Genomic DNA, 23,578 nt, shown 5'->3' with positions numbered 1-23,578 from the left:
GGTCGCGTCAGGCCCAACGAGCAACCGGCGTGCCTCCCCCCCAAGTCCTGAGGCTTCAAGCGGGAAAAGCGATCCTGCGGGAGTGGGCGAGGCGCTGCGAATGCCGGAGCTGCGTTGTAGAACGGATCGAGATGGTCTTTCGCGTAGCTCCCGGAGTGGCCTTGGTGCTTGCAGGCGTCGCGCTGGCAGGCGCTTGCACCACCGACCACGAGTCGCTCAGTAAGCGTGACTGGGGCAGTGGGGGCAGCTTGGCTGGTGAAGGCGGAGCTGGCGGCGGAGGGGACGCTGGGGCCGGCGGTGGAGACGCTGCCCCAGACGCACCAACCGAGCCATCGGGAGCGTTTCGTCTGCGAGTGCTCAATGGCATGGTCGACGCCGATCGCGTCCGCTTGTGTTTCCGCGTGAAACTAGAGAGTGGCGACGACGCATGGATCGGCACGCCATCACCTGCTAGCGGGTTACCGTACGGAGCCATTCTCGATGTGAGTGACCTGCCATGGCAGCCTGCGACTCAAGGCTTCGAGACGTTCGCCTTTGCCGGGCAACTCGAGCTACTCGGGAACTTGGACTGCGCCCGCGCGCTCGAGCTCGTTCAAGGCAGCGGGCCTGATGCGGGTGGCAGCGGAGGCGCCAGCGGTAGCGGAGGCGCCAGCGGTAGCGGAGGCGTCAGCGGCAGCGGCGGCAGTGGTGGAGCCAGTGGCAGCGGAGGGGCTGCCGACGGCGCCGCGGGTGCGGCAGGCGCGGGCGGAGTCGACGCCGGGGTTCCTGATGCTAGCGCGGGCAGCGCGGGCACGGCCGCAAGCGACGCGAGTGCCGGCTCAGACGCTGGTGGCTCAGACGCTGGTGGCGATGCGAGTATTCCGCCGCCGGTACTGCGCTTTGCGCGCCTGGGAATGATACCTCCCGGAAGCCTCCTGGCTGACCGCAGCTACTTGATGTTGCTCAGCGGCTGCATGGGGGGGCCAAGCTTCAGCGACGCGTCCGAGGAGACAATCTGCGGGAAGGGCTACTCCGATGTGACCCCGACGCTCGCCAACTCGGTGGTGGAGCTGAGTCGGATCACTCAACCGATGCGTAGCGGCGTGCAGTTCTTCAACGGTTCCGCCGCGGCGGGCGAGTCGGATCTACTTTCTGTACCGACGGAGCAAGCCAGCGGCAGCCCCATCTCCGTTGCCTCGCGGATCGTCTTTGGGCGCATCGCCCCGCGACCCCCGAACCTAGACTATCCGGCGTCCAGCTACGGTTCTCCGCTATCGGGCGTGGAGCTCCAAGTCTTTGCCTACGGGGCCACGACGCCGGGCGTGACCACGAACTGGCAGGCGGCCCTCGGAGGCATCACCCTCGAGAACGAGAAGAACTACACGGTGGTGCTGCTCGGTCCGAACCCGGGCTTTGCTCAGCAGGGCTGGTGGCAGGCGCCGAGGGTCGTGGCGCTGCCAAACGACCCATGAACTGCCAGCGAGCTTCGGGTTACTGAGTCAGCACTCGCCCCTTGCCCTGATGCTCGGCGCCGATGGTCACCTTTGCTTCGCCGGACTGCTTCAACACCTGCCAGCGCAGCTCTTCGGCGCGCGCCTCACTGAACGGGCCCAGGGCAAGGCTGAAGCGTTGCTTGGTGGTGGTGTTCAGCTCGTAGATCGAAGCCTGCATCCCGCTCAGCTCGAAGTGCTGTGCGCGGCTCTCTAGCTCGCTCACCGATGTGGCTCGCCCAAGGTCCACATAGTGCGTGTCCATCAAGAAGGCTGAAAGGCTGCCGATGAGCTCGCCCTTCTCATCCTTCACGCGCACCGCGAGGCCGTTGCAGAGCAGCGTCGGGTTGACCTTGATTGGGCTCTGCCAGGTGCCGAGCGGCTTGTTCGCCCCGCGATAACGCACCTCCACTGCAAGCCCGCCGATCAAGTCGCTCCCGCCAACCACCAACGGCAGATCACGCCAGCTTTGGTCCTGATCCTTGCTGGGGTGCGCGTCCACACAGTGTTCGGCGGAGCTACCACCCCGGAAGCACAACGCCAGCTGCCCGGGCTTTGCGCCTTTGATTCGTTCCTTGCCTTGTTCCGTGGGGATAAAGCCGCCGGTGCGCACGCGATAGCGCGCGTCGGCGTCCGCGTTGCAACTGACGCAGGTTCGCCCGGAGCTGCAAGTCTTGAGGCTCGCGCCGGGCTCGCTCCCCGGAGCTGCGGGCGGCGTGGAGCGCAAGTCGAGCTTCTCGCAGCTCGAACCAGCGCAGCACGGCTCGGGACACGCGCTCGGCAGTGTCAGCTTGATGCGCGGCCCGGCATCCACGGCGGCGTCCGGCTGCTTCTCGACGGGTTCGCTCGAAGGCAGGCCGCCGCTCTGCGTCGTCGGCTGGCGGGTCATGAACAAGGCGGTCGCTGCGGCTGCGCCGATGCTAAGCGCGACCAGGTGACTCACCCAGCCTCCGCGCTTGCTCTCCGCCTTTTCTGCACGGATACGCCGAGCCGCTGCGAGGTCCACCAAGGCGCCGCGCTGGGGCATTTCTTGGCTCGACTCGGGAGCCGCCCCCGGCGTTTCTGACTCAGGGTCTAGAGGCTGGTAGCCGCGCAAGTGCTCCGGGAGCTCGGTTGCTCCGAGTCCCTTTTCAAACGCCTCGACTTCCGCATCGCTGATCGGCGGCAGCTCGCCTGTCTCTCCCAGGGCATCGCTGAGCTGTGCCAAGAGCGCAGCTTCTTCCTGCTCGAGGTCCGTGTTCTTCGAGTCGCTCATGGGGCCTCAGCTCCTTGGAGGCCAGACGCTTCGAGCTCTTCGACCCAGCCTTTGAGCTTCTTCAAGGCTCGACTGCGGATAGCTCGGATGTTTTCGTTGCTGGTCTGCCAGCGCTTGGCGAGCTCTTGGGACACGTCGTTTGGCAGCCTCTGGTGTTCGTCGCCCGCACGGTAGTAGAGGGCACTCACCCGCAGTACGTCTTGCTCGCGCTCGCTTAGGCGCTGGAAGGCGCGCGTCATGCGCTCCGCGGGGCTGAGCTCCGCGACCGGACGCTGGGAGTCGGGCGGCGGTCGGGAGCTCGGGGGTGGCTCGTCTTCCAGGCGTTCGAGGGCCGCGCTGTCGGCGATCTCGCTAGATTGCCGCACGGCATCGATCAAGAGGTTCTGGGCGATGCGACCGAGCCATGCTCGAGTGCGGCGCCGCAGGTGATCCGGATCCTCGATGCCGTCAGCGGAGAAGGTGTGAGCGCGACTGAAGGCGCGATGAAAGGTATCTTGCACGAGGTCCTCCGCGCTGATGCCAACCACCCTGCGCAGGCGGTGTTGTTGCTTCACGAGCACGGCGAACAGGTAGTGGACGTGTCGTGAATAGAACTCGGCTTGAGCCGCTCGCCTCGCGTCTCCTCCGCCCGCCACCGCGCCGAGCAGCTCCGCTTCGCTGGCGTTGGCCAGGCTTCGGAGGCGCGGATTGAGGGCGACGAGTTCGGGAGGCATGAGGCGGGGATCAGACCGATTGCGGGAGGGATACGGAGCACCGTGACATGACCTAGGTCTTGAGAATCTCAGAGGATTCGCTGTCACGCATGGGCGTAGCCCCGGCATCATGAAGCGCCCCATCGCCTGTTGTCTATTGGCTCTGAATTTCGCCTTGGGTTGTGCCCCAGTTCAGCGACAGCCCGCCTCCCCCCCAAACCCGAGCGGAGCGCATTCGAGCGCGGCTGAGTCTTCCGCCAAGGCGCCGGCCCGCTTCAGCGAGGTCCCCGAGCGCCACGCGCTGGAGGAGCCGAGCGGCGCCCGTCAGAAGTCTGTTCCGGAGGATCGTTCACCCGACCCCACCGCCGAGCAGGTCGAGGTCGCGTCGGCTGCGCCTCCAACGCCGTGCGTGCTGCCGGCGTCGAGCTTGCCCCACGGCTTCTATCGCGACGACGCGCACACCGCTGGAGAGGTGATCCTCACCTTCGATGACGGACCGACAGTCAATCACACCCCGCGGGTGCTGAAGCTGCTCGAGAAGCACGGCTACGCCGCGACGTTTTTCCTCGTGGGGAAGAACATCCGCTCGAACACCTTTCACCTGGTGCAACGCATGCTGGAGCAGGGCCACACCATCGGCTCCCACAGCTACAACCACGACGTGGAGATGTCCTTTCGTGACAACGGCCGCAGCGTTGGCTACATCCAGGGACAGCACGAGACGACGCAGATGCTCATCGAGCTTGCCCTCGTCGCGACCTCACCCGAAGATTTCCGGGCGGTTTATCAGCGGGTGTTCGGCGTCGCCGAGGGGCGCTACCTGTCGGGCACGGAGCTGCGCACGAAGTGGCCCGAGTGGGAGGCGCGGCACTTCGAGCTCCTGCGTGAGCGCGGCTACCCGGTGGTGAGCCACGTGGACGACAGCGCGCGTCGCTACCCCATCGTCTATTCGCGTCCGCCGGGCGGTGGTCCTTACCTCGGGGCACCGAGGCGCCTGCGCAAGCTGAACGACGAGGCGCTCGAGCGAGTTGGCTTTCTGAATGTGCTGTGGCACGACGCGTCCGGGGACACCGTGGACGGCGTGCGCAACGACCCGCTGGCGCTAGGAGACAATCTGCGTCGGAGCACTCGCCGCGGCGGTGTGGTGCTGCTCCATGACTATATCCGCAAGGATGCGCTCGAGACCTACCTGAGCGAACTCGACAAGCAGGAAGACTGGCAAGTCGTCAGCCTCGATAGCTACAGTGAAGCCAAATATGGCTGCGGCCCGCAGGCGCTGCGTCAGGCGATGATGGCGGCGCGCCCGGCGTCGAAGTGAGCGACTGCGGAGTCAGTGCTGCAGGTTGATCTCCGCCGCCTTCATGCGCACGTCGTTGATGTACGGGCTCTTCGGGAAGCGACGGATGAAGCTCCGCAAGGTGCTCTTCGCGTCGTTCCACGCCTTGATGTCGATCTGCGACTGAGCGAGCAGCCACAGCGCGTCGTCCATCACCTCGCGATCGGAGGAGGCCTCCGAGAGCTTCATCAAGATCGGGATGGCCTTGCGCTGATCCCCGAGGTTCTTCAGAGCCAACGCCAGGTTGTACTGAGCTTGAGGGCTGTGAGCCGCGCCCGAGTCGAGGCGCAGGCTCTCCTCGAGGGCCGTTCGCGCTTCGTGCCAGCGGCCGGTGCGCACATGGTCCAAGCCTTCTTGGTAGGCGACCAGTGACAGATCCGATCGCGCCTTGGATACGGCGTCTTCGAAGATTGAGCGTTCAGTCTTCGAGAGGTTCGCTTTCTGCGCATCGGGCCACTTTTCGAGCAGCTCCTTCTGCTTGTTGGCGCGCACCAGCTCGTACAGCTCTCCGGCTGTCTTGCTGGACTCGCCGCGACCGGTGCTCTTGCTCTTCAGCGCTTCGAGTTCGGCTTCGACACCTTCGAGCCGCGCGAGACGCGTGTTCGCGGACGACGTCACCGCTTCGACTCGCGCGTCCCACGCGATCTTCAGCACCACCAGCAGCACCGCGACGCTCACCACGTAGATGGTCGCGTTGTTCAGCCACACGCCGCGCTCGCGCTGTTGCTGGCGCTTGGCCATGCTCTTCAGGTCGGCCGCGAGCGCGTTGACCAAATTGTTGGTCTTGATGGTGAGCGAGCGGCTCTCCACCACTTCGCGTCGAAGCTCCTCGAGCTCGCGTCCTGACTCATCCATCACGTGCGGCTCCGAAGTATCGCGGCGCTGGCGGCCACGCAAGCGCCCGCCAGCGAGTTTGGCGAGTTCCAGCGCCGCCTGACAGTGCTCCTGACCCACTGAAACCTGTCAAAACCCCTTGGATATTCCGGATGGAGGCATTTGAACTGCCGCCACCCGCAGCGTCTTGGCCGAGCTTGGGGGTTGAACGTCGGGCGATCCGCGGCTAGACCCCGGCTCCCCTGGCCGCTCTTTTGGGTGGCCTGCTCCCTCACCGGCAGCCGGGGCTGCCCCTAGCGAAGCTTCGACGACATGGATAGCAGTGACATCAAGAAGGGCCTGAAGATGATGTGGGACGGACAGCCGTACGTGGTTGTCGAGTTCCAGTTCGTGAAGCCGGGCAAGGGCCAGGCCTTCACCCGCACGAAGATGAAGAACCTCCTGACGGGTGGCGTGCTCGAGCGCAACATCCGCTCGGGTGAGCGCTTCGATCCGGCGGACGTCGAAGAGAAGTCGATGAGCTACATCTACCCGGAAGGCGACATGTTCGTGTTCATGAACGCCACGACGGGTGAGCAGGTGAGCGTGCCGGCCGAAGCGGTGGGCGACTCCAAGAACTTCCTGATCGACGGCCTCGAGGTCAGCATCCTGATCTACAAGGGCAACCCCATCAACATCAGCCTGCCGCCGCACATCCTCGTCGAGATCACCTGGTCCGAGCCGGGCGTGAAGGGTGACACCGCGAGCAACGTGCAGAAGCCCGCGACCATCTCCACCGGCGCCACCATCAACGTCCCCCTCTTCATCAACGAGGGCGACTGGGTCCGCGTGGATACGCGCACTGGTGAGTACCAAGAGCGCGTGAAGAACCCGAACGCCTGATTCGGATCTTCAGAAATGGCGAAAGCGCCCTCCCAGAGTCTGGGATGGGCGCTTTTTTCATGCTTCCGCAGGCCTTCGGTTGATCAGGGGGTGAGGAACACCACACTGCCCGAGCTCTCGACGCAAGCGACAGCGCTGCCTTTGCTGGCGACGACACAGTCGCCGAGGCCCGCTGCGTCGAGCCCGCTGGCCGTCCACAGCTCTGGCTTTTGATCGTTGATCACGGCCACCCCCGCCTTCAGCGGCAACACCTCGGACTTGCCATCGGGGGCGCGCGCCGTGCCCGCTTGATGCGGTCGCATCACGACCTCCGCGCGGCTCTTTTGTGGCCCGATATGCGTTCCCGCAAGGAAACCCTCGAGGCCCTTGTCGTCGCTGCCGAGCACCACCAGGTTGAGCTCTGGCACGCTGGATTTCAGACTACACGCACCGGGGCGAGGGGAGAGAATGCCGGTCGGCTTGGCGTCCCCCTGAGCGGGACCAAGCAACACCTCCGCACCATCGCAAGGCGTCGAGATGCGGCTCACGACGCCGCTCTCGTTCTTCACGGCGAGGGGCCAGGCGTCCACTTCCTCGCTCGCGTCGCTCACCTCACCGCTGGTGCTCACCCGCTTCACACCTTCACTCGTCTGCACCAACAGCGACCCAGAGTCTTCGAAGTTCAGCGGGCTCAGGCGTGGCTCAGGACCGCGAGAGAGCGCCTTCACGCTCAGGCGCTTGAGCTTCACGCCGCGCTCGGTGAGCTGGCCGCGAGCGGCTTTGTCCAGTGCCGCAAGGGTCTTGGGCTCGAAGTGCCCGAGCCAGCCATTGCGCTCGAGCAACGCCAGCGCCAGCGCGGGCTGCTTGTCGTGGAGTGCGGCTTGGGCCTCGGCCTCATTCAATCGCGCGAGAACAGTTTCCGCGTGGCAGGAGATGGGGTTGCCCTCGCCGTCGAAGAGCCGCGGCGTCGCGCTCTCCGAGCAGATATTGACCCACAGGCGCTGCAGCGCTCGGATCTGCGGGAGCGCCTTGTTGCCGCTCTTTTTGGCTGCACTGAGCGCGCCGTAGCTCGCCGCGTCCAGGCTCTTGCGCGGCTCCGAGTCGTCGCGCGCGGTGCCTTGAGCGCGCTGGTACCAGGCGAAGCTCGCCGTCGCGTTCACGCTGCCTCGCTCCAGACGGAGCTTCAAGCTCACGTCGTCGAGGCCATCGTTGTCGTGGTCGGTGCTGTCGATCTGGATCTGACGGCGTTCCCCGGGGACGACGTCTGCGAGGCGCAGCTCGATGAGCTTCGGTTTGTCCGCCCCAGGTGCCAGCACCGTGAGTGCCCCAACGGGTGAGCGGGGGATCAGCGCGGCCTTGCAGGCAGCGCGGGTGATCAACGTCACCGTCTTCGGTCCCGTTTGGTCGAGCTTCGTCGTGAGGCTGCACTCCGGACCCGTCGGGACGAAGCCGGGCAAGTCCGTCAGCGATTTGCTTTTCCCCGAGGAAGAGAAGAACGTCAGGGTACCCGCCGCGCCTTTGCCTGGCGCCTGAGCGACGGACCAGGCGATGGCGTCCGCCTTGTCGTCCCCATCGAAGTCCGCTTCCAGGGCCTGTTCAAAGACTTGCCCGTCCGGCGCGCTCACTTCCATGCCAGCGATCTTCCACTTGGTCGCCTGAGCCGGGGCTTTGAGCGCCGCCTTGCCCTTGAAGGGTGGCTCTGGCATCGGCTCGCTGCTGGGTGCCGCGTCAGGCGCCGCGCTGCCCGTCGCCGCCGCGACGGAACTCGCGCTACTCGAGCCGACCGTGAACGGCGTGTACGGGGCGTCTTCGCTGCAAGCGTTGCAGCCGACGAGTGCTCCAGACAGGGCGAGGACCCAAGCGAGGAGCTGGGGGCGGCGGAGCGCGCGTGCGGTGACGCCTAGCGGAGCATGCTGAGAGCCGGTCATGGGAGCGGTTACTAGCAGAACGCCCGGGCCGCGTGCATTCTTCGCGGGCGGGCCGAGTTTCCAGCCGGCTGAGTTTCCAGCCTGGGCGAGGATCGCTCAGCGTTTCCGGCTCGTTGCTTTGCTTGCCTTCTTTTTGGCTGGCTTGGCCTTGGCGCTTTCGGTCTCCAGCTGGCGCAAGGTGGGCAGCAGCAGCCGTCGGCGGATCAGCACCACGAGCTGTTCGGAGAGCTCCGTTGCGTCTTCCGCCAGCTCTCCCAGGCTCTCGCCGGCCAGCGGCACTACGCCAGCCCGAAAAAGCGCGAGCTCCGTGCGCACGAGGGCGCGGATCGCCTCGAGATAATCCGCGAGGATATTCGTTGGCAGCATCTCCGGGCTGATACCGACCTTGCGGGCGCGCCCCAGCAGGCGCAGCAGCTCGAGGTCGTCTCCGCTGTACTCTTCTTCGCTGCCGCTGCCGTCCGGCGCGACCAGCTTCAGCGCCTTCATCATCTCGAGATCGGTTTCGGCGACGCCGCCGTCCAAGAGCTCTGCGCGCGAGCGGCTGTGCTTCGGTGCCGAGCGCTGGAGCACCTTCGCGATGCTGGCAGCCGTGGTGGCCTCGCTCTCCACCATCGCGTGCCCCTCTTCCATCATGTCCTTGATGACCTTCAGGGGCAGGAAGTGCTCACGTTGCAGCGCTTTGATGCTCTGAATCCGCCCAACCAACTCCGGGTCGTAGAAGGCCATGTTGCGACTGGTGCGCTTGGCCGGCGGTGGCAGGAGCCCCTCCCGCAGGTAGTGCTTGATGGTCGCCGCGGGCACGCCGCTCAGCTTGGCCAAGGTCGACATCTTGACCAGCTCGGGTGCTTCGGACTTGCTCTTGCGCGCGGACATTGAACTCCAGGAGGTATTCGTGGCGACCCGTGACCGTCAAGCTTTTCGCTGCTGGGAGGTGAGTGGGGGAGCGCGTTTGCACCTGGCTCGCCTCTCCCCCAAACCCGCTCGACGCTGAATTGTCACCGCTCGCGGCTGCGCGGGATCAGCGGCCTTTGAAGGCTGCTGCGCGCTTTTCAACGAAGGCTTTGGTGCCTTCGCGCTGGTCTTCGGTGCCGAAGAGCGCGCTGAAAGCCATCGCCTCGAGCTCGTTGGCGGTGATCAGATCCGCATCGAAGCCGCGTTCGAACACGCGCTTGCTGGCGCTAACGGCGAGCGGCGCCTTGCTGGCGATGAGCTTGGCCGTCTCGAGCACTTTTGCGGCGAGCTCTTCCGCCGGGAACACCGCGTTCACCAAACCGATACGCAGCGCCTCGTCTGCCTTGATTTGGCGGCCCGTGTAGACCAACTCCCGCGCCATTCCGAGGCCCACTCTGCGGCTCAAGCGCTGGGTGCCGCCGAAGCCAGGCATCAGACCCAAGTTGACTTCGGGTTGGCCGAATTTGGCTTTCTCCGACGCATAGATGAAGTCGCAAGCCAAGGCGAGCTCACAGCCTCCGCCCAAGGCGAAGCCCTGAACTTGGGCGATCACCGGGCAGTGCAGGCCCTCGAGCTTGCGCCCCAACGCGTGACCTTGATCGGTGAACGCCTTGGCCTGGGGTACGCTCATCTCGCTCATCGCCGAGATGTCCGCGCCGGCGACGAAGGCCTTGTCCCCAGTGCTGCGCAGAATCACCACCCGGGTGTCTGCGCTCAGCGTGTCCACCGCGCTCGACAGCTCGCTCAGCACCTGAGGGTTGAGCGCGTTCAGCTTCTCGGGCCGATTGATCACGAAGTGCACGATCTCGCCTCCGCCTTCCACCGCGGAGCGCTCGACCAGGAGTGTTTCGTAGCTCATCTTCTGTTTCCTTGTAGCAACAATAATTCAGTGCTCGAAGGCGCGGCCCGTCTTCTGCCCGCGCTCGTCGTAGACGTAGAAGCCGCGCCCCACCTTGCGCCCGTACCAGCCAGCGGCGACCAGGTTCCTGAGCAGCGTCGCTGGGCGGTACTTGTCGTCGCCGAACTCGCGATGCAGCACCTCGGCAATGAAGAGCAGCGTGTCGAGCCCGATCAAATCGGCGAGCTCGAGCGGCCCCATGGGATGATTCAGGCCGAGCTTCGCGCCCTGATCGATGTCTTCCGGTGTGCCGAGGCCCTCTTGCAGCACGAAGCAAGCTTCATTTAGGAAGGGCACGAGCATGCGGTTCACGACGAAGCCTGGCTGATCCTTGCTGTGGATCACCGTCTTGCCGAGGCGCTCGGAGAGCTCGCCCACCGTCTTCATGGTGTCTGCGTTGGTCTGCACACCACGCACGATCTCGACGAGCTTCATCAGCGGCACCGGGTTCATGAAGTGCATGCCGATGACTTGTTCGGGTCGGCTGGTCTGGCCGGCCAAGCGCGTGATGGAGATGCTCGAGGTGTTGGAGGCCAAGATGGCTCCGGCCTTCATCGCTTCGTCGGCCGCCTTGAAGATACGGATCTTGGTCTCCACGTCTTCGGTCGCCGCTTCCACCACGAGGTCGCAGTTGCCGAAGTCCGCCACGCCGCCAACCGGCTGAATGCGATCGAGCAGCGCCTGTCGCGCGCTCGCCTCGAGCTTGCCCTTGTCGACTTGCTTCTGGAGGATCTTGCCGATCTTGTCCTTGCCGCCTTGGGCGCGCTCCACGGTCGCGTCGCTGAGCCTGACCTCGAGACCGGTCGCGGCACAGACCTGAGCGATTCCTCCGCCCATCTGGCCCGCCCCGATCACGCCTACTTGCTGGATGTCTTTTGCCAACATGCTGCGGGCGTAGTCGCGTGCGCCGGCGCGGGCAAGGCTCATGCTCGTTGCCCACTGCGTCATGCGCTTCAGCGTTCCTCAGGGCCACGCCTGGTGTTTCTTGGGGGGAGGCGCGGCGATCGGTCTCCTGCGCTCGCCCGGGGCCGTCCCGAAACACCCCCGCTCGCGTTTCTTCGCGGAATTGGTCGGCGCCCGGCAGAGCACGTTCAATGCTGGCATCGATCCCCTGGGGTGCCCCTCGGGATCGTGCCTATACTCCACGCCGTGAAGCGACGAATCGCCATCCTCTGCGTGAGCAGCGTGCTCAGCGTCGCCTGCGCTGGCGTGCAGCCGACCGTCCGTCAGCGTGCGGCGGTCGCCATGGATCGGAAGGACTACGGCGAAGCTGCTCGCCTACTGCGGGAGCACCTCGCGCAGCACCCCGGGGCGATCCCTGAGCGCCAGCTGCTGATCCGCGTGCTTGCTGCGTCTGGTCAGCTTGGGGAGGCCCGTGAGCAAACGGAAGAGCTGCGTCAGCAGCTTCCAGAAGGTGACGCGTTGCCGTACATCGAGCTCGGACATGCGTTCGAGCTGAGCCACCGCTACGAAGAAGCCCTCGCACTTTATGACGCGGCGACGGAGGTCGCCCCCAAAGACCCTCGTGGGCCGAAGACGGGAGGTTTACGGGCTGCGCGGTGGGGAGAAGTAGAGCTTGCGGCACCACGCCTCGAGGAAGCGGCCCGGCGCGACCCGCGGGACGCTGAGACCTGGCACGCGCTCGGGCTGGTAAGGGCTCAACTAGGGGACCTATCGGGTGCGCGGAAGGCCTACACGAGCGGGCTCCAGGCCGATCCTGGCGCGGTGGAGAACCACCTCGGCCTGGCGTCGTTGGCAGTTCAGGCGGACCAACCGAGCGTTGCGCTGAGACACTACACCGCGCTGCTCAGGGCCCGCCCTCGGTTTGCTCCGGGATATCTGGGTCAGAGCTGGGCATTGCTACGCCTCGGCCGCTACGACGAGGCCGAGCAAGCCCTCGATCGGGGGGCTGAGTTGGGGGCGAATCGGCGGGTGGTCGCCCGTCAGCGGCAGCTGCTCCAGCACCTTAGGAAGGCCGCGGAAGTCAAGGAGAAACGCTAGTTTCGCGGGGTTGTAGTGTGGGGGCCCGCGGCGTACTCTCGCCCGCCATCGAGCCCAATTCCCAAGAGGGGGAACGTGGGCCGCATTCGACGGGTGAGGAATGGATTCGAACACGATCCGCACAGCGCTTGGACAGCTACAAGACGACCCCGGCTCGCAGGACGCGTGGGGGGCGCTCCGAGAAGCGCTGAAGCAACCGGACGGGGACCTAGAACGAGACGAACTGATGCGCTTGCTCTCTGCGGCGCGCCAGCGCCACGAGGAGCGAGGTGAGTGGTCGGCGGCTGCGAGCTTGCTGGAGCTCGCGGTAGACCACGCGGAAAGCGGCAAGGTCGAGCTCCTACGAGAGCTGGCAAGCTTGCACCAGGATCGTCTGTTCAACGAAGACGACCACGAGCTGGCGCAGCTGCAAGTGCTCGAACTCCTCCCGGAAGACAGTCAGGCCAAGACGGCGCTCGAAGAAGCCGAGGGCAAAAAGGGCCGCTGGTCAGACATGACCAAGTCTTACCTCGAGGAAGCGGAGAACGCTCCGGACGACGTCTACAAGAGCTCGATGTTGATGCGCGCTGCCGAGATGGAGCTGCGCTTTGGTGGCGAAGAAGCGGATGCCGATCGCATCGCCAAGCGCCTGGACCAGGCGGTCCGGCTCGACCCGACCAACGTGCGAGCGGCGAGCATGCTCGAGGTGGCACTTCGCCGTGCGGAAAAATGGGAGGCCCTCGCGGTCGTGCTCGACCGATTGATCGATCGTGCGGAAGGCGACGCAGACCGGGTGTCCGCGGGCGTGCGCCTTGGGCGCTTGCACTCGAACGTGAACTCCGACGCTGAAGCCGCAGCGAAGGCCTACGAGAAGGTCCTCGGCCTGGTGCCGAGCCATCCCGAAGCGAAGAGCTTCCTCTCGGAGCACTACTCGAAGCTCGAGCGCTGGGATCTGCTGGTCAGCGTGTACGAGCGAGAGCTGCTTTCTGGGTCCCTCGAGAGCAGCGAGCGCCTGGGAGACATGCTGCAGATCGCCATGCTCCACTGGCGCAAGCTCGAAAACGTGGAGGACGCCGAGCCCTGGTTCGAGCGGATCCGCAAGCTCGAACCGAGCAACCCGCTGGCGCTGAACTTCTTCCGTGAGTACGCGGAGAAGGTCGGCGACGAAGGTCGTCTGCTGAGCGTGCTCCAGGCCGCTCAGAAGGTGATGACCGAAGGGCCTGACAAGACGGAGATCACCCAGCAGATCGCCAAGCTCGCGGAGAGCCAGCAGGACGCTCAAAAGGCCATCGAACAGTACAAGGGAGTACTGCGCCAGGATCCCGACAACACCGAAGCGCGAGACGCGCTCAAGCGCCTGTACCGCAAGACGGAAGGCTACAACGCCCTGGTCGAACTCCTGCGTCAGGAGCTGGAGCGCGCGGACAAGGACGACAGCGAGACTCGCCTGGGGATCCTCCGGGAAGTGGCATCTACGTATCGTCAGTTCATCAAGAGCGACACCGCGCTCGTGACGGTGCTGAACCAGATCCTGCAGATCGACGGCAACGACGTGGAGGCCGTGCGCGAACTGGTTGGGCTGTACGAGCAGCTCGGTCGCTGGCGCGACCTGCTGACGAACCAGCAGCGCTTGGCGGAGCTCACCGACGACGTCGATGAGAAGGCGACCATCTTGCGCGGTGTCGCGCGACGTTGGCTGGATCAATTCTCCAACGTGCAGAACGCGACGGAGGCATACCAGCGCCTGCTCGAGGCGGTCCCCACCGACGCCGAAGCTCGTGAACGCCTTGAAGAGCTGTACAAGAAGCGGCGCGCTTGGGCGCCGCTCTATGAGCTCTACGAAGGGCAGCTCGAGAGTGTCGACGCTGACCGACGTCTGGAGCTCACGCGGGAGATGGCGAAGCTCGCCGCTGAGCGTCTACAGCGTCAGGACGACGCGATCCGCTTGTTCCAAGCTGCCCTAGAGGCCGACCCGAGCGATCGCGCGACGCTGGACCAGCTCGAGCGCTACGCCGAGCGCGGAAAGAACTGGAAAGTCCTCGCCGAGGCACTCGAGCGTCGCGTCGAACTCGAAGAGGGGGAGAAGGAACGGCTCAGCGTCTTGCAGAAGTTGGGTGCCGTGTACGGCGATCAACTGTCTGACTTCGATGGCGCCACTCGCGCGTGGCGTCGAGTGCTCGAGCTACAGCCCGGAAACAGCCGTGCGTTGCGCACGCTTCGCGACGCCTTCCTCGAGCGCAAAGACTACGAGGGGCTCGAAGATCTCTACGCGTCACAGAACGATTTCGACGGCTTGGCCGATGTCTTGAGCCAGGCGGCGGACAAGGCGAAGGAGCCCGAGGCCAAGATCGATCTGTCTTACCGCGCGGCAAAGGTCTACGAAGACAAGCTGGACGCCCCCGACCGCGCGTTCCGCTCGTATGAGCGCATCCTCGCGACGGACCCCGAAGACGCGCGCGCCGCGAGCGCCCTGATTCCAATCTACGAGACCGACGAGAAGTGGGCCCGGCTACCGGCTCTCTACGATGTGTTGCTGAAGAAGAGCGAGTCGGATGCCGAGAAGTTGGACCTCCTGGGCAAGCTCGTTGACGTCACTGGGGGCAAGCTGAATGACCGCAACGCGTCTGCAGGCTACGCTCGACAAGCGTACGAGCTCGCTCCGGGCAGCGATCAGGCGCTCACCATCTTCGAAGAGAGTTGCCGTGCGGCAAACAGCTGGCAGACTTTCGTGGAGGCGATCGAAGGCCGCTTGACGTCGGATGCGGAGATCCCCGATGGGGAGTCGCGCTTGCTGCGCCTGAAGCTCGCGCGGGTCTATGCGGACGAGCTCGGCAAGGCGGACGAGGCCGTGGCGACGTTCAAGAGCTTGCTCGAGTCTGACCCGGGGGACGCCGACGCCGCCAGCGCGCTCGAGTCGATTCTACGTCGGGAGGGCAAGCGCGACGAGTTGCGCTGGCTGCTCGGTCTGCGCGTGGAGCACGCCGGGAGCGACATCGACCGCGTGCGCATCTTGAGTGAGTGGGCCACGCTCGAAGAAGAAGTCTTCGAGGAGCCGGCTCGCTCTGCGGACCTGTACCGCAAAGTGCTTGAGCTCGACCCGACTGAGGTCGTCGCACTGTCGGCGCTGCCTCGCCTGTTGATGGCTTCGGAAGATTTCGCCGGTGCCGCGAAGGTGATCGAGAGCCATCGCGATCAGCTAGACGGATCCGAGCGCGCACAGCGCGAAGTCGAGCTCGCGGAGCTCTACCTGCAGCGCCTGGATCGCCCTGAAGACGCCCTTGAGGCGGCGGTGCGCGCGTTGGACTTGGAACCCGGCGACGGCCGAGCCATGCGAGTGCTGGAACAGCTGGTCGAGAAGGAAGCGACCAAGGCACGCGCCGCTGAAGTCCTCGCGACCGCCTACGCGAGCGGGGGTGAGGCGCGCCGCGAGGCTGAGGCCTTGGAGGTGATGATCGCGAGCGCCAGTGACCCGAGCGAGAAGTTGGGTCTCTACAACCGCCTAGCGGACGTCCACGAAGAGAAGCTCACCGCTTACAGCTCGGCGTTCGACGTCGTGCTACGCGCGGTGCGCGATTACCCCACGGAACTATCCCTCTGGGATCGCGCCGATTCGCTCTGCGCGCTCTCTGGCAGGCCCACGGAGCTCGCGGAGTGCTACCGCGAGATGTTGAGTCGGGAGATCCCCAAGGAGATCGAGGCGGAGCTCTGCGAACGAGCCGCAGCGCTCTACGAGGACAAGCTAGGGGACCCGATGGGCGCGACGCCCTACCTCGAGAAGGTGCTCGAGCTGAACCCGGGTAACGAGCGCGCCTTCTCTCGCCTGAAGGACATCCTCACCGCCGCCGAGCGCTGGTCGGAACTCGAGGCGCTCTACGAGCGCGCATCGCTCGCCACCGATGACCCCGGTCGTCGCGCCGACATGCTGGTGGAGGTCGCGCTGATCTGTGAGGAGATCATCGAGGACGCCGCCAAGGCTACCAAGCACTACGAGCGCATTCTCGAGATCGATCCCGTTCACGACACGGCGCTCCGCTCCCTCGACCGCTTGTACGCTTCCCAGGAGCGTCATGAGGACCTCGCTCGCCTGCTGGAGCAACGGGTGGAGACCGCGGTCGGCGACGAGTTGCTCGAGTTCAAGAAGCGGCTCGCCGCACTGTTCCTCGAGCGTCTGCATCGACCCGACGCTGCGGTGGACCACATCGAGGCCGTGCTCGCAGAGCAAGTGAATGACTTCGAGGCCCGGGAGCTCGCGGAGAAGCTGCTCGAGATCGGTCAGCTGCGCGGTCGCGCGGCGCGCATGCTGGAGACCGTCTACGAGTCTCGCGACGAGACCCGCGATCTGGTGCGAGTGCTCGCGGTACAGCTCGAGACCCTGCGCGGAGACGGCGAGGACGCTGACGAGCGGCTGGAGCAACGCAAAGAACTCTTGCGGCGCATCTCGGTGTTGCGAGACGAGGGATTGCACGAGGACGAGGGCGCCCTCGACGCGCTGGCAGAGCTGGTCCCATTGGATCCCCTCGACGTGGACTCTAGGGCGCGGCTGCTCGACGTCGGGCGCCGACTCGGCTCCCACGCGCGGGTCGCCGAAGTGCTGACCAAGGCAGCGGAGACCGCCGAGGATCAGGCGCTCAAGGGCGAGATCTTGATGCAGGTCGCGCAGATCTACGAAGACCTGTTGGACGACGCAACCAAGGCCGGTGAGACCTACCGCCTGGTATTGGATCTGGATCGCGACGACGCGACTCTGGCTCTGCCTGCTGCGCGCGCGCTCGAGCGCATCTACGCCGCAGAGTCTGAGCATAAAAACCTCGCGGAAATGCTGCGCATCCAGGTCAAGCTGGAAGCCGACGGCGACAAGCGCCGCGAGCTGCTCGGTCGCCTGGGCGAGCTGTCCCAGAACATCCTCGAGGACAACCTGGGCGCGATCGAGGCGTGGCGTGCGCGACTCGAGGACGATCCGACGGACGCGGTTGCGCTGGTCGCTCTCGACGACCTCTACCAGAAGACCGAGAGCTGGCGTGAGCTCGTCGACGTGCTCGAGCGGCGTTCTGACGGTGGCGCCGAGGGTGACGTACGCCGCGAGTTGATGGTGCGTCGCGCCCAGGTTCTGAGCGACAAGCTCGACAACAGCGCTGAAGCCATCGACGCATGGCGCGCCGTTCAGGATGAGTTTGGCCCCGCTGAGGAAACGCTGGTCGCCCTCGAGCGGCTCTACAACGCCGCAGAGCGTTGGGATGAACTCGGAGACACCTATCAAGCTCATCTCGATCTCGTCAGCGAGACCGAGCAGCGCCTCGACCTGCTAGCTAAGCTAGGCGACCTCAGGAACCTGCGCTTGAACGACGTGGATGGCGCCCTGGAGACCTATCGGGAGGCGCTCACCGTCGACAGCAAGCACAGCGCGAGCCGCGCCGCCCTCGAGAAGTTGCTGGAACACGAGGAAGTCCATGCGCGCCGTGAATCCGCGGGGATATTGCGGCCCATCTTCGAAGAAGAGGGCGACCACGAACGCCTGCTCCAGGTGCTCGAAATCGAGATCGGTGCTCTCGACGATCCGCTCGGAAAGCTGGAAGGCCTCGAGGCGGCGCTGCGCGTCGCCGATGGCCCCCTCGAGGACCCCGCGCGCGCCTTTGCCTTTGCCGAGCGCGCCGTGCGCGTTGCCGTGGGGCATACGGACCTCGCACCTTGGCTCGAGCAGCTTGAGCGTTTGGCCGGTGCGACCCAGAAGCAGCCCGCCCATGTTCAGCTGTTGTGCGAGATCGTTCCGGAGATCTTCGACGGCGAGGTGCAGCTCAAGGTCACGCTGAAGATCGCCGAGCTCGCGCGCAACCAGCTCGGGGATCGTGAGCTGGCTCGCGAGTACTACACCAAGGCGCTTGAGCTTCAGTCTGACGATCGCACCGCCCTGGTGGCGCTCGAGTCGCTGTACGAAGAAGCCGGCGACGGCCCGCGGTTGCTTGAGATCTTGGAGCGTCGAGTCGAGGCTGCCGAGAGCGATAGCGAACGCAAGGAGCTCCTATTCCGTCGCGCCCGCTTGTTGGCCGAGGTGTTGGAAGAGCGCTCACAGGCGATCGACGTGTACGAGTCGATCCTGGATCTCGAACTCGATCCGGCGGCGATCAGCGCGCTCATCGAGCTGTACTCGAAGGCTGAACGCTGGGACGAGCTGATCGAGCTGTACCAGCGTCAGCTGGATGCAACGCCAGACGATGCCGCGAAGCTGCACGTCGCCATCGCTCAAGTCGCAGCGGAGAAGCTCAACGACTTGGCCCGAGCGTTCGACGAGATCGAGGCGGCCTTGGAGGAGGACGCCAACTACGAAGCGGCGATCGCCGTGTTGGAGCGCTGGCTGACGGAAGCTCCAGAGGCCGAGCACCGTGCCCGCGCCGCCTCATTACTAGAACCGGTGTACTTGCGCCGAGGTGAGTTCTCGAAGGTGATGAGCACGATCAGCGCTCGCCTCGAGTTCTCGCAGGACCCGGAAGAGCGTCGGGAGCTCCTGACCCGCCTGGCCCAGCTGTATGAGGAGCAGGAGGAAGACTACGCGCAGGCTCTAGAGACCATCGCGAAGCTCCTCCACGAGGACATCGAGGACGAGAACACCATCTCCGAACTCGAGCGCTTGGCGAAGGTGGCTGGCGCCGAGCGGCGCCTCGCTGAGATCTACGCTTCCGAGCTCGAAGACAGCGTCACCGATGAGAGCACTCTGCGCCTTGCGCGGCGCGCGGGTGAGCTGTTCGCTGACCTCGGGAACCACGAGCGTGCGCTCGACTACTACCGCAAGGCTCTGGCGTTCGAGCCCGAGAGCCGTGAGCTTTTCGACGCGATCGACGCACTACTCGTCAAGACCGAGAAGCACGAGGAGCGCGTCTCCCTCTACCGCGAAGCGCTGGACCATCGCTACGAACCCGAAGACCGGCTGCAAGTCCTCCACGTGATCGCTGACCTCCAGCGCACCAAGCTGTCCCAGCCGGAGGAGGCCATCCTCACGTACGTCCAAGCTCTGGATGTGGAAGCTTCGGACAACAAGTCCCTCGAGGCCTTGACGGAGCTGTATCGCGAGTCCAAGCGCTGGGAGGACCTGGCGGAGCTATACTTGCGCCGCGCGGAAACGCAGGGGGGCAGCGCAGGAGCCGGCTACCGTCTGGACCTAGCGAAGCTCTACAAGAGCGAACTCTCGGACACGGGTCGCGCTATCGATCAGCTGCAAGAGATCGTGCTGGCGTCTCCTGGTCACAAGGAAGCGGTCGTCGAGCTCGAGGCCCTACTGAACGATCCCGAGCACAAGGAGCGTGTGGTGGAGATTCTCCGCCCGCTCTACGAAGAAGCCGACGACTGGCGTCGCCAGATCAAGCTGAACGAGGACCGCTACGAGCTAGCGGAAGATCCGATCGAGCGCGTGGCCGTTCTGCGTGAGACCGCACGCCTGTGGGAGGAGCGAGGCTCCGATGCTCACCGCGCTCGACGGGCCCTCGCGGCCGCTCTCGAGTTGGACCCCGAGGACGGGGAAGTCCGCGGTGAGTACCAGCGCCTGACCGAAGCAACAGACGCCTGGGACGAACTCTCGAAGACGTACACCAGCATGCTCGACAAGAAGCCCGACTTGTTGAGCGCACGCGAGGTCTTGAGTTACCTCGCGGAAGTCCACGACAAGCACCGGGACGACCCGCGCGCCGCGCTCAACGCTTACCAGCGCTTGCGCGAGGTGGACGAGGCAGACCTCGAACCGGTCGCGAAGATCGAGGAACTCGCGACACTGCTCAGCGACTGGGACGCTTTGGTGAATGTCCTCGTGGCCAAGGCAGATCTCGTGCTCGACGATGAGGAGCGCGCGAGCATCTGGCGGCGTGTCGGTGAAGCGAGGCGCGACATGCTGGAGGACAGGTCTGGCGCAATCGAGGCTTACGAGAGCGCGATCGAGCTGGACCCCGAGAGCGCGTTCACCATCGACTGCCTCACGGATCTCTACCTCGAGAAGCAAGAGTCCGGAGCGAGCGACGCTTCGCGCCTGGTCGATCTGTACCAGCAGCGAGTCGAGCTGTGCGACGAGGACGACGTTGACCTCCGCTACGACCTCCTGGTCGCCGCCGCGAAGGTGTACGAAGAGCGTCTTGAGGACCGGCCGAGCGCCATCGACGCCTTGGTGCGAGCCCTCAGCACGAAGCCTGGCGACAAGCCCGTGCTACGCGGCCTGGATCGGCTCTACCGCGCCGAGGAGCGCTGGCCAGAGCTGCTCGACAATCTCAAGCTCGAGGCCAGCACCGAGGAAGATCAATCCGCCCGAGTTACACTGCGAAAGCAGATCGGCGATATCCTCGGCACGCAGCTTCAGAGCTTTGATGAGGCCCTGGACGCCTATCGCCTCGTGCTCGACGAGGCGCCGGAAGACGCCGAGGCCCGCGCTGCCGTGCGGAAGCTAGGTGAGGAGCACGAGGACCTGCGCAGCATCGTGGCCGAGATCTTGGTGCCAGTGCTGCGTCAGAGCGCTGCGCACGCGGAGCTCGTCGAGGTGCTGGAGCTGCGGCTCAGCGTCGAGACCGACCCCCTGCAGCGCGGCGAGACGTTGCGCACCATCGGTCTGGTCTACGAGATCAACCTGGAGGAGCCCGCGAAGGCTCTGGACGCGCTCCTGCGCGCCCTGAGCGAAACGCCAGACTCAGCGGAACTTCACGGTGACATCGTGCGTCTCGCTGAACAGAGCGATGGCTTCGCGAAGTACGCCGAGGCTCTCGAAGAGCGCGCTCAGGCGACGTTCGATCCCGAGCTGGTGAAGGACCTCTACTCGCGGCTCGGTGCCGTGGCGGAGGAGCACCTGAGCGATCCGAAGCGCGCTATCGATGCCTACTCGCGCGCGGTGGAGCAGGCCGGCGATCAGGCGGATCTGCTGCTTGCCTTGGACCGACTGTACGAGAAGGTGGAGGACTTCCAGTCTCTTGCGGACATCCTCGAGCGAAGAGCCCTGCTCGACGCCTCGGAGAGCGAACAGGCTGCCATCTACCATCGTCTGGCCACCGTTCAGATCGACAAGTTCTCGGAGCCGGCACGCGGCCTTGCCTCCCTCCGCATGGCGCTCGAGCGCGTGCCTGGTCACGAAGACTCGGCGCAGGCACTGGAGAAGCTCACTTCGGATCGCGACTTGTTCGAAGAGGTCGCAGAGCTGTTGGAGGAGGTCTACCGCTCCGCTGGTCGCACTCAGGATCTGGCGGGGCTGTACGAGAAGCGCGTTGGCTTCGCAGACTCGCCGACCGAGCGCATCGACATGCGCCGCAACCTTGCCAAGGTGTTGGAGGACGACTGTCAGGACGCCGCTGCTGCCCAGCGCGTGCTTCAGCAGGGCCTGAACGACGACCCAAGCGACGGGATGCTGCTCGCCGAGCTCGAGCGCTTGGCACCGATCACGAGCAACTGGGAAGGCGCCGCAGCCGCCCTGCGCGACGCGATCAACGCCAAGCAGGACCTATCTCCCGACATTGCCAAGGAGCTCTGCCTGAAGCTCGCGAGTTGGTACCGCGACAAGGTGGAGGATCAGGCTGCCGCGGAGGCCGCACTGCTCAAGGCGCTGGAGTACGACCCGGAGAGTGATGAGGTGTTGCTGCAGCTCGAGCAGCTGCAACGCGCAGCAGATGGTCGCGAGCGCGATCTGATCGCTACCTTGCGGCGCCGCGCCAAGCTGCAGCTCGACGTGAGCATGCGGGAGACCTTGTTCCAGCAAGCCAGGGACCTCGCGAACGGCCTGAACGACAGCGAGTTAGCGGAGTCGCTGTTGCGGGAGCTCTTGGCCCTGGACGACGGGAACCTCTGGGCGTTGTCGGAGTTGACGGAGCTTCGCGAGGCGGCTGAGGACTACCAGGAGACGTTCGATCTCCTGGTGCGCCGCGCGGAGCTGCGCGCCGACGCTGGCATCTTGCGCGAATTGCGTCTCCGTGCGGCAACCATCGCTCAGGAAAAGCTGAAGGACTCGGACCGCGCCATCGAACTCTTCGAGGCGCTCTTCGAGGACGACCCGACGGATGCTCAGGCATCGAAGGCGCTGCGTGAGCTGTTTGCTTCCGCCGACCGCCACGATGAGCTCGGGCGGCTGCTCGAGCGGCTCGTCGACATCGCCGACTCTCCGAGCGACCGCAGCGACCTGCGGATGGAACTCGCCCAGCTGAACCGCGAGAAGTTCAATCTGCCGGATACGGCGATCGAGCTCTTGCGTTCAGTGCTCTACGACGAACCAAGTCGTGCAGACGCCGTGGTCGCGCTGAGCGAGCTATATGAGCAAACGGATCGCGACGAAGAGCTGGCCGAGCTGCTCAAGGAGCAGATCGAAGCGGCGAAGGAACGCGGAGACACCGACGCCGAGCTGACGTTCGAGGTGCGCTTGGGCGAGATCTACGACTCGCGCTTGAACGATCGCCAGAAGGCCATCGACACCTACCGTTCGGTGCTCGAGCGTGACTCCGCTCATCGCGGCGCGCTTGAAGCACTGGCGCGGCTCTACCGCGCTCAGAACGAGCACCAGAGCGAGGCGGACATGCTGAGCCGCTTGCTGGACCAGAGCTCCGGGGAAGAAGCGCTGAAGCTGGCGACCGAGCTCGCAGACGCTTACGAGCGCCTCGACAGGCCAGAGGCCGCTGCTGAGGCGCTCGAGCGCGGGCTCAGCCACGACGCGCGCAACGCCGAACTTCGAAGCCGCGTCGCAGCGCTCTATACCAAACTTTCCGCATGGGAAAAGCTCGCGGCGCACATCGCTGACGACGCCGAGGCAACGGAAGACGTCGAAGAGAAGGTCAAGCTGCTGGTCAAGGCGGCGGAGCTCCACGCGAAGCAGCGCAAGGACGTGGCTGCCAGCGCGGAGATGCTCGAGCGCGCTAGCGCTCTCAAGCCCGACGACCGCGAGCTGATGCTCGCCCTGTGCGACGCATACAGTGGCAGCGGCCGAGGGAAGGCGGCGGTCGAGGTGCTGGAGCGCATCGTGGAGAGCTACGGTGGTAAGCGCTCGAAGGAGCTTGGCGACATCCACCGCCGACTCGCGACCGCCTACCTCGCGGACGGTGAGAAGGAGCGCGCCCTCGAGGAGCTGGACAAGGCGTTCCGTATCGAGCCTGGCAACGTGAGCGTGCTCAAGCAGCTCGGCAGCGTGAGCTTGGAAGCGGGCGACATGAAGAAGGCCCAGCAGATGTTCCGCGCGCTGCTGCTGCAGAAGCTCGACGATTCGTCGCCCATCACCAAGGCTGAGGTGTTCCTCAACCTCGGAAAGGTGCACAACGGCCTGGGAGAAAAGCCCAAGGCGGTGCAGATGCTAGAGCGCGCGATCCAGGCGGATGGTGACCTGGAAGAGGCAAAGACCCTGCTCGCGGAGCTGAAGGGCTGACCCCTTCGGACCCGC

The 23,578-nt window shown here is 65.2% G+C and carries 12 protein-coding genes; 5 read left to right on the top strand and 7 right to left on the bottom strand.

The annotated features are described in order from the left end of the window. Positions 1-131 precede the first annotated feature (131 nt). Complete coding sequence (locus H6718_02915; protein MCB9584318.1) at positions 132-1,451, top strand: hypothetical protein; 1,320 nt, start codon at positions 132-134, stop codon at positions 1,449-1,451. A 19-nt stretch (positions 1,452-1,470) separates the two neighbouring features. Here the strand turns inward: H6718_02915 and H6718_02910 are convergent, their stop codons facing one another. Beyond that, positions 1,471-2,724, bottom strand: a complete 1,254-nt coding sequence (locus H6718_02910; protein MCB9584317.1) for a hypothetical protein — start codon at positions 2,722-2,724, stop codon at positions 1,471-1,473. Next, positions 2,721-3,437 (bottom strand): sigma-70 family RNA polymerase sigma factor, encoded by a 717-nt coding sequence (locus H6718_02905; GenBank protein ID MCB9584316.1) that lies wholly within the window; start codon positions 3,435-3,437, stop codon positions 2,721-2,723. The genes H6718_02910 and H6718_02905 overlap by 4 nt, the downstream gene beginning before the upstream one ends. A 109-nt stretch (positions 3,438-3,546) precedes the next feature. Between H6718_02905 and H6718_02900 the strand changes: the two genes are divergently transcribed. Further along, positions 3,547-4,734: a polysaccharide deacetylase family protein gene (locus H6718_02900; GenBank protein ID MCB9584315.1), complete on the top strand. Its 1,188-nt coding sequence runs from the start codon at positions 3,547-3,549 to the stop codon at positions 4,732-4,734. A 12-nt stretch (positions 4,735-4,746) separates the two neighbouring features. On the opposite strand, the gene H6718_02895 is transcribed toward H6718_02900, so the two are convergent. Next, positions 4,747-5,607 (bottom strand): tetratricopeptide repeat protein, encoded by an 861-nt coding sequence (locus H6718_02895; protein MCB9584314.1) that lies wholly within the window; start codon positions 5,605-5,607, stop codon positions 4,747-4,749. A 291-nt stretch (positions 5,608-5,898) separates the two neighbouring features. Between H6718_02895 and efp the strand changes: the two genes are divergently transcribed. Continuing rightward, positions 5,899-6,468, top strand: coding sequence for an elongation factor P (gene efp, locus H6718_02890; GenBank protein MCB9584313.1), 570 nt, complete (start codon positions 5,899-5,901; stop codon positions 6,466-6,468). A gap of 83 nt (positions 6,469-6,551) precedes the next feature. On the opposite strand, the gene H6718_02885 is transcribed toward efp, so the two are convergent. The 4 genes from H6718_02885 to H6718_02870 all read right to left on the bottom strand — a co-directional run bounded on the left by H6718_02885 (position 6,552) and on the right by H6718_02870 (position 11,109). Further along, entirely contained in the window at positions 6,552-8,375 is a 1,824-nt protein-coding gene (locus tag H6718_02885) for a hypothetical protein (GenBank protein ID MCB9584312.1), read from the bottom strand. Positions 8,376-8,471: 96 nt separating this feature from the next. Continuing rightward, positions 8,472-9,248 carry a MerR family transcriptional regulator gene (locus H6718_02880; GenBank protein ID MCB9584311.1) on the bottom strand — a complete coding sequence of 259 codons (777 nt, stop codon included), beginning with the start codon at positions 9,246-9,248 and terminating at the stop codon, positions 8,472-8,474. Positions 9,249-9,393: 145 nt separating this feature from the next. Further along, positions 9,394-10,185, bottom strand: a complete 792-nt coding sequence (locus H6718_02875) for an enoyl-CoA hydratase/isomerase family protein (protein MCB9584310.1) — start codon at positions 10,183-10,185, stop codon at positions 9,394-9,396. A 27-nt stretch (positions 10,186-10,212) separates the two neighbouring features. Further along, positions 10,213-11,109 (bottom strand): 3-hydroxybutyryl-CoA dehydrogenase, encoded by an 897-nt coding sequence (locus tag H6718_02870; protein MCB9584309.1) that lies wholly within the window; start codon positions 11,107-11,109, stop codon positions 10,213-10,215. Between the two features lie 264 nt (positions 11,110-11,373). Between H6718_02870 and H6718_02865 the strand changes: the two genes are divergently transcribed. Then, the gene (locus tag H6718_02865) at positions 11,374-12,225 is read left to right on the top strand and encodes a tetratricopeptide repeat protein (GenBank protein ID MCB9584308.1); all 852 of its coding nucleotides are present in this window, start codon (positions 11,374-11,376) and stop codon (positions 12,223-12,225) included. A gap of 100 nt (positions 12,226-12,325) precedes the next feature. Further along, the gene (locus H6718_02860; GenBank protein ID MCB9584307.1) at positions 12,326-23,563 is read left to right on the top strand and encodes a tetratricopeptide repeat protein; all 11,238 of its coding nucleotides are present in this window, start codon (positions 12,326-12,328) and stop codon (positions 23,561-23,563) included. The last annotated feature ends 15 nt before the right edge of the window (positions 23,564-23,578 follow it).

This window comes from Polyangiaceae bacterium, assembly GCA_020633205.1.
GTDB lineage: Bacteria > Myxococcota_A > Polyangia > Polyangiales > Polyangiaceae > JAHBVY01.
The sequence above is the reverse complement of the archived record's forward strand: the minus strand, read 5'-3'. Positions and strand labels throughout refer to the sequence as shown.

Excerpts from the sequence above, each read along its gene's own strand:
- H6718_02875 (MCB9584310.1), bottom strand. The coding sequence starts at position 10,185 with ATGAGCTACGAAACACTCCTGGTCGAGCGCTCCGCGGTGGAAGGCGGA.
- H6718_02915 (MCB9584318.1), top strand. The coding sequence starts at position 132 with ATGGTCTTTCGCGTAGCTCCCGGAGTGGCCTTGGTGCTTGCAGGCGTC.
- H6718_02895 (MCB9584314.1), bottom strand. The coding sequence starts at position 5,607 with ATGGATGAGTCAGGACGCGAGCTCGAGGAGCTTCGACGCGAAGTGGTG.
- H6718_02870 (MCB9584309.1), bottom strand. The coding sequence starts at position 11,109 with ATGTTGGCAAAAGACATCCAGCAAGTAGGCGTGATCGGGGCGGGCCAG.
- H6718_02885 (MCB9584312.1), bottom strand. The coding sequence starts at position 8,375 with ATGACCGGCTCTCAGCATGCTCCGCTAGGCGTCACCGCACGCGCGCTC.
- efp (MCB9584313.1), top strand. The coding sequence starts at position 5,899 with ATGGATAGCAGTGACATCAAGAAGGGCCTGAAGATGATGTGGGACGGA.
- H6718_02900 (MCB9584315.1), top strand. The coding sequence starts at position 3,547 with ATGAAGCGCCCCATCGCCTGTTGTCTATTGGCTCTGAATTTCGCCTTG.
- H6718_02905 (MCB9584316.1), bottom strand. The coding sequence starts at position 3,437 with ATGCCTCCCGAACTCGTCGCCCTCAATCCGCGCCTCCGAAGCCTGGCC.
- H6718_02910 (MCB9584317.1), bottom strand. The coding sequence starts at position 2,724 with ATGAGCGACTCGAAGAACACGGACCTCGAGCAGGAAGAAGCTGCGCTC.
- H6718_02880 (MCB9584311.1), bottom strand. The coding sequence starts at position 9,248 with ATGTCCGCGCGCAAGAGCAAGTCCGAAGCACCCGAGCTGGTCAAGATG.
- H6718_02860 (MCB9584307.1), top strand. The coding sequence starts at position 12,326 with ATGGATTCGAACACGATCCGCACAGCGCTTGGACAGCTACAAGACGAC.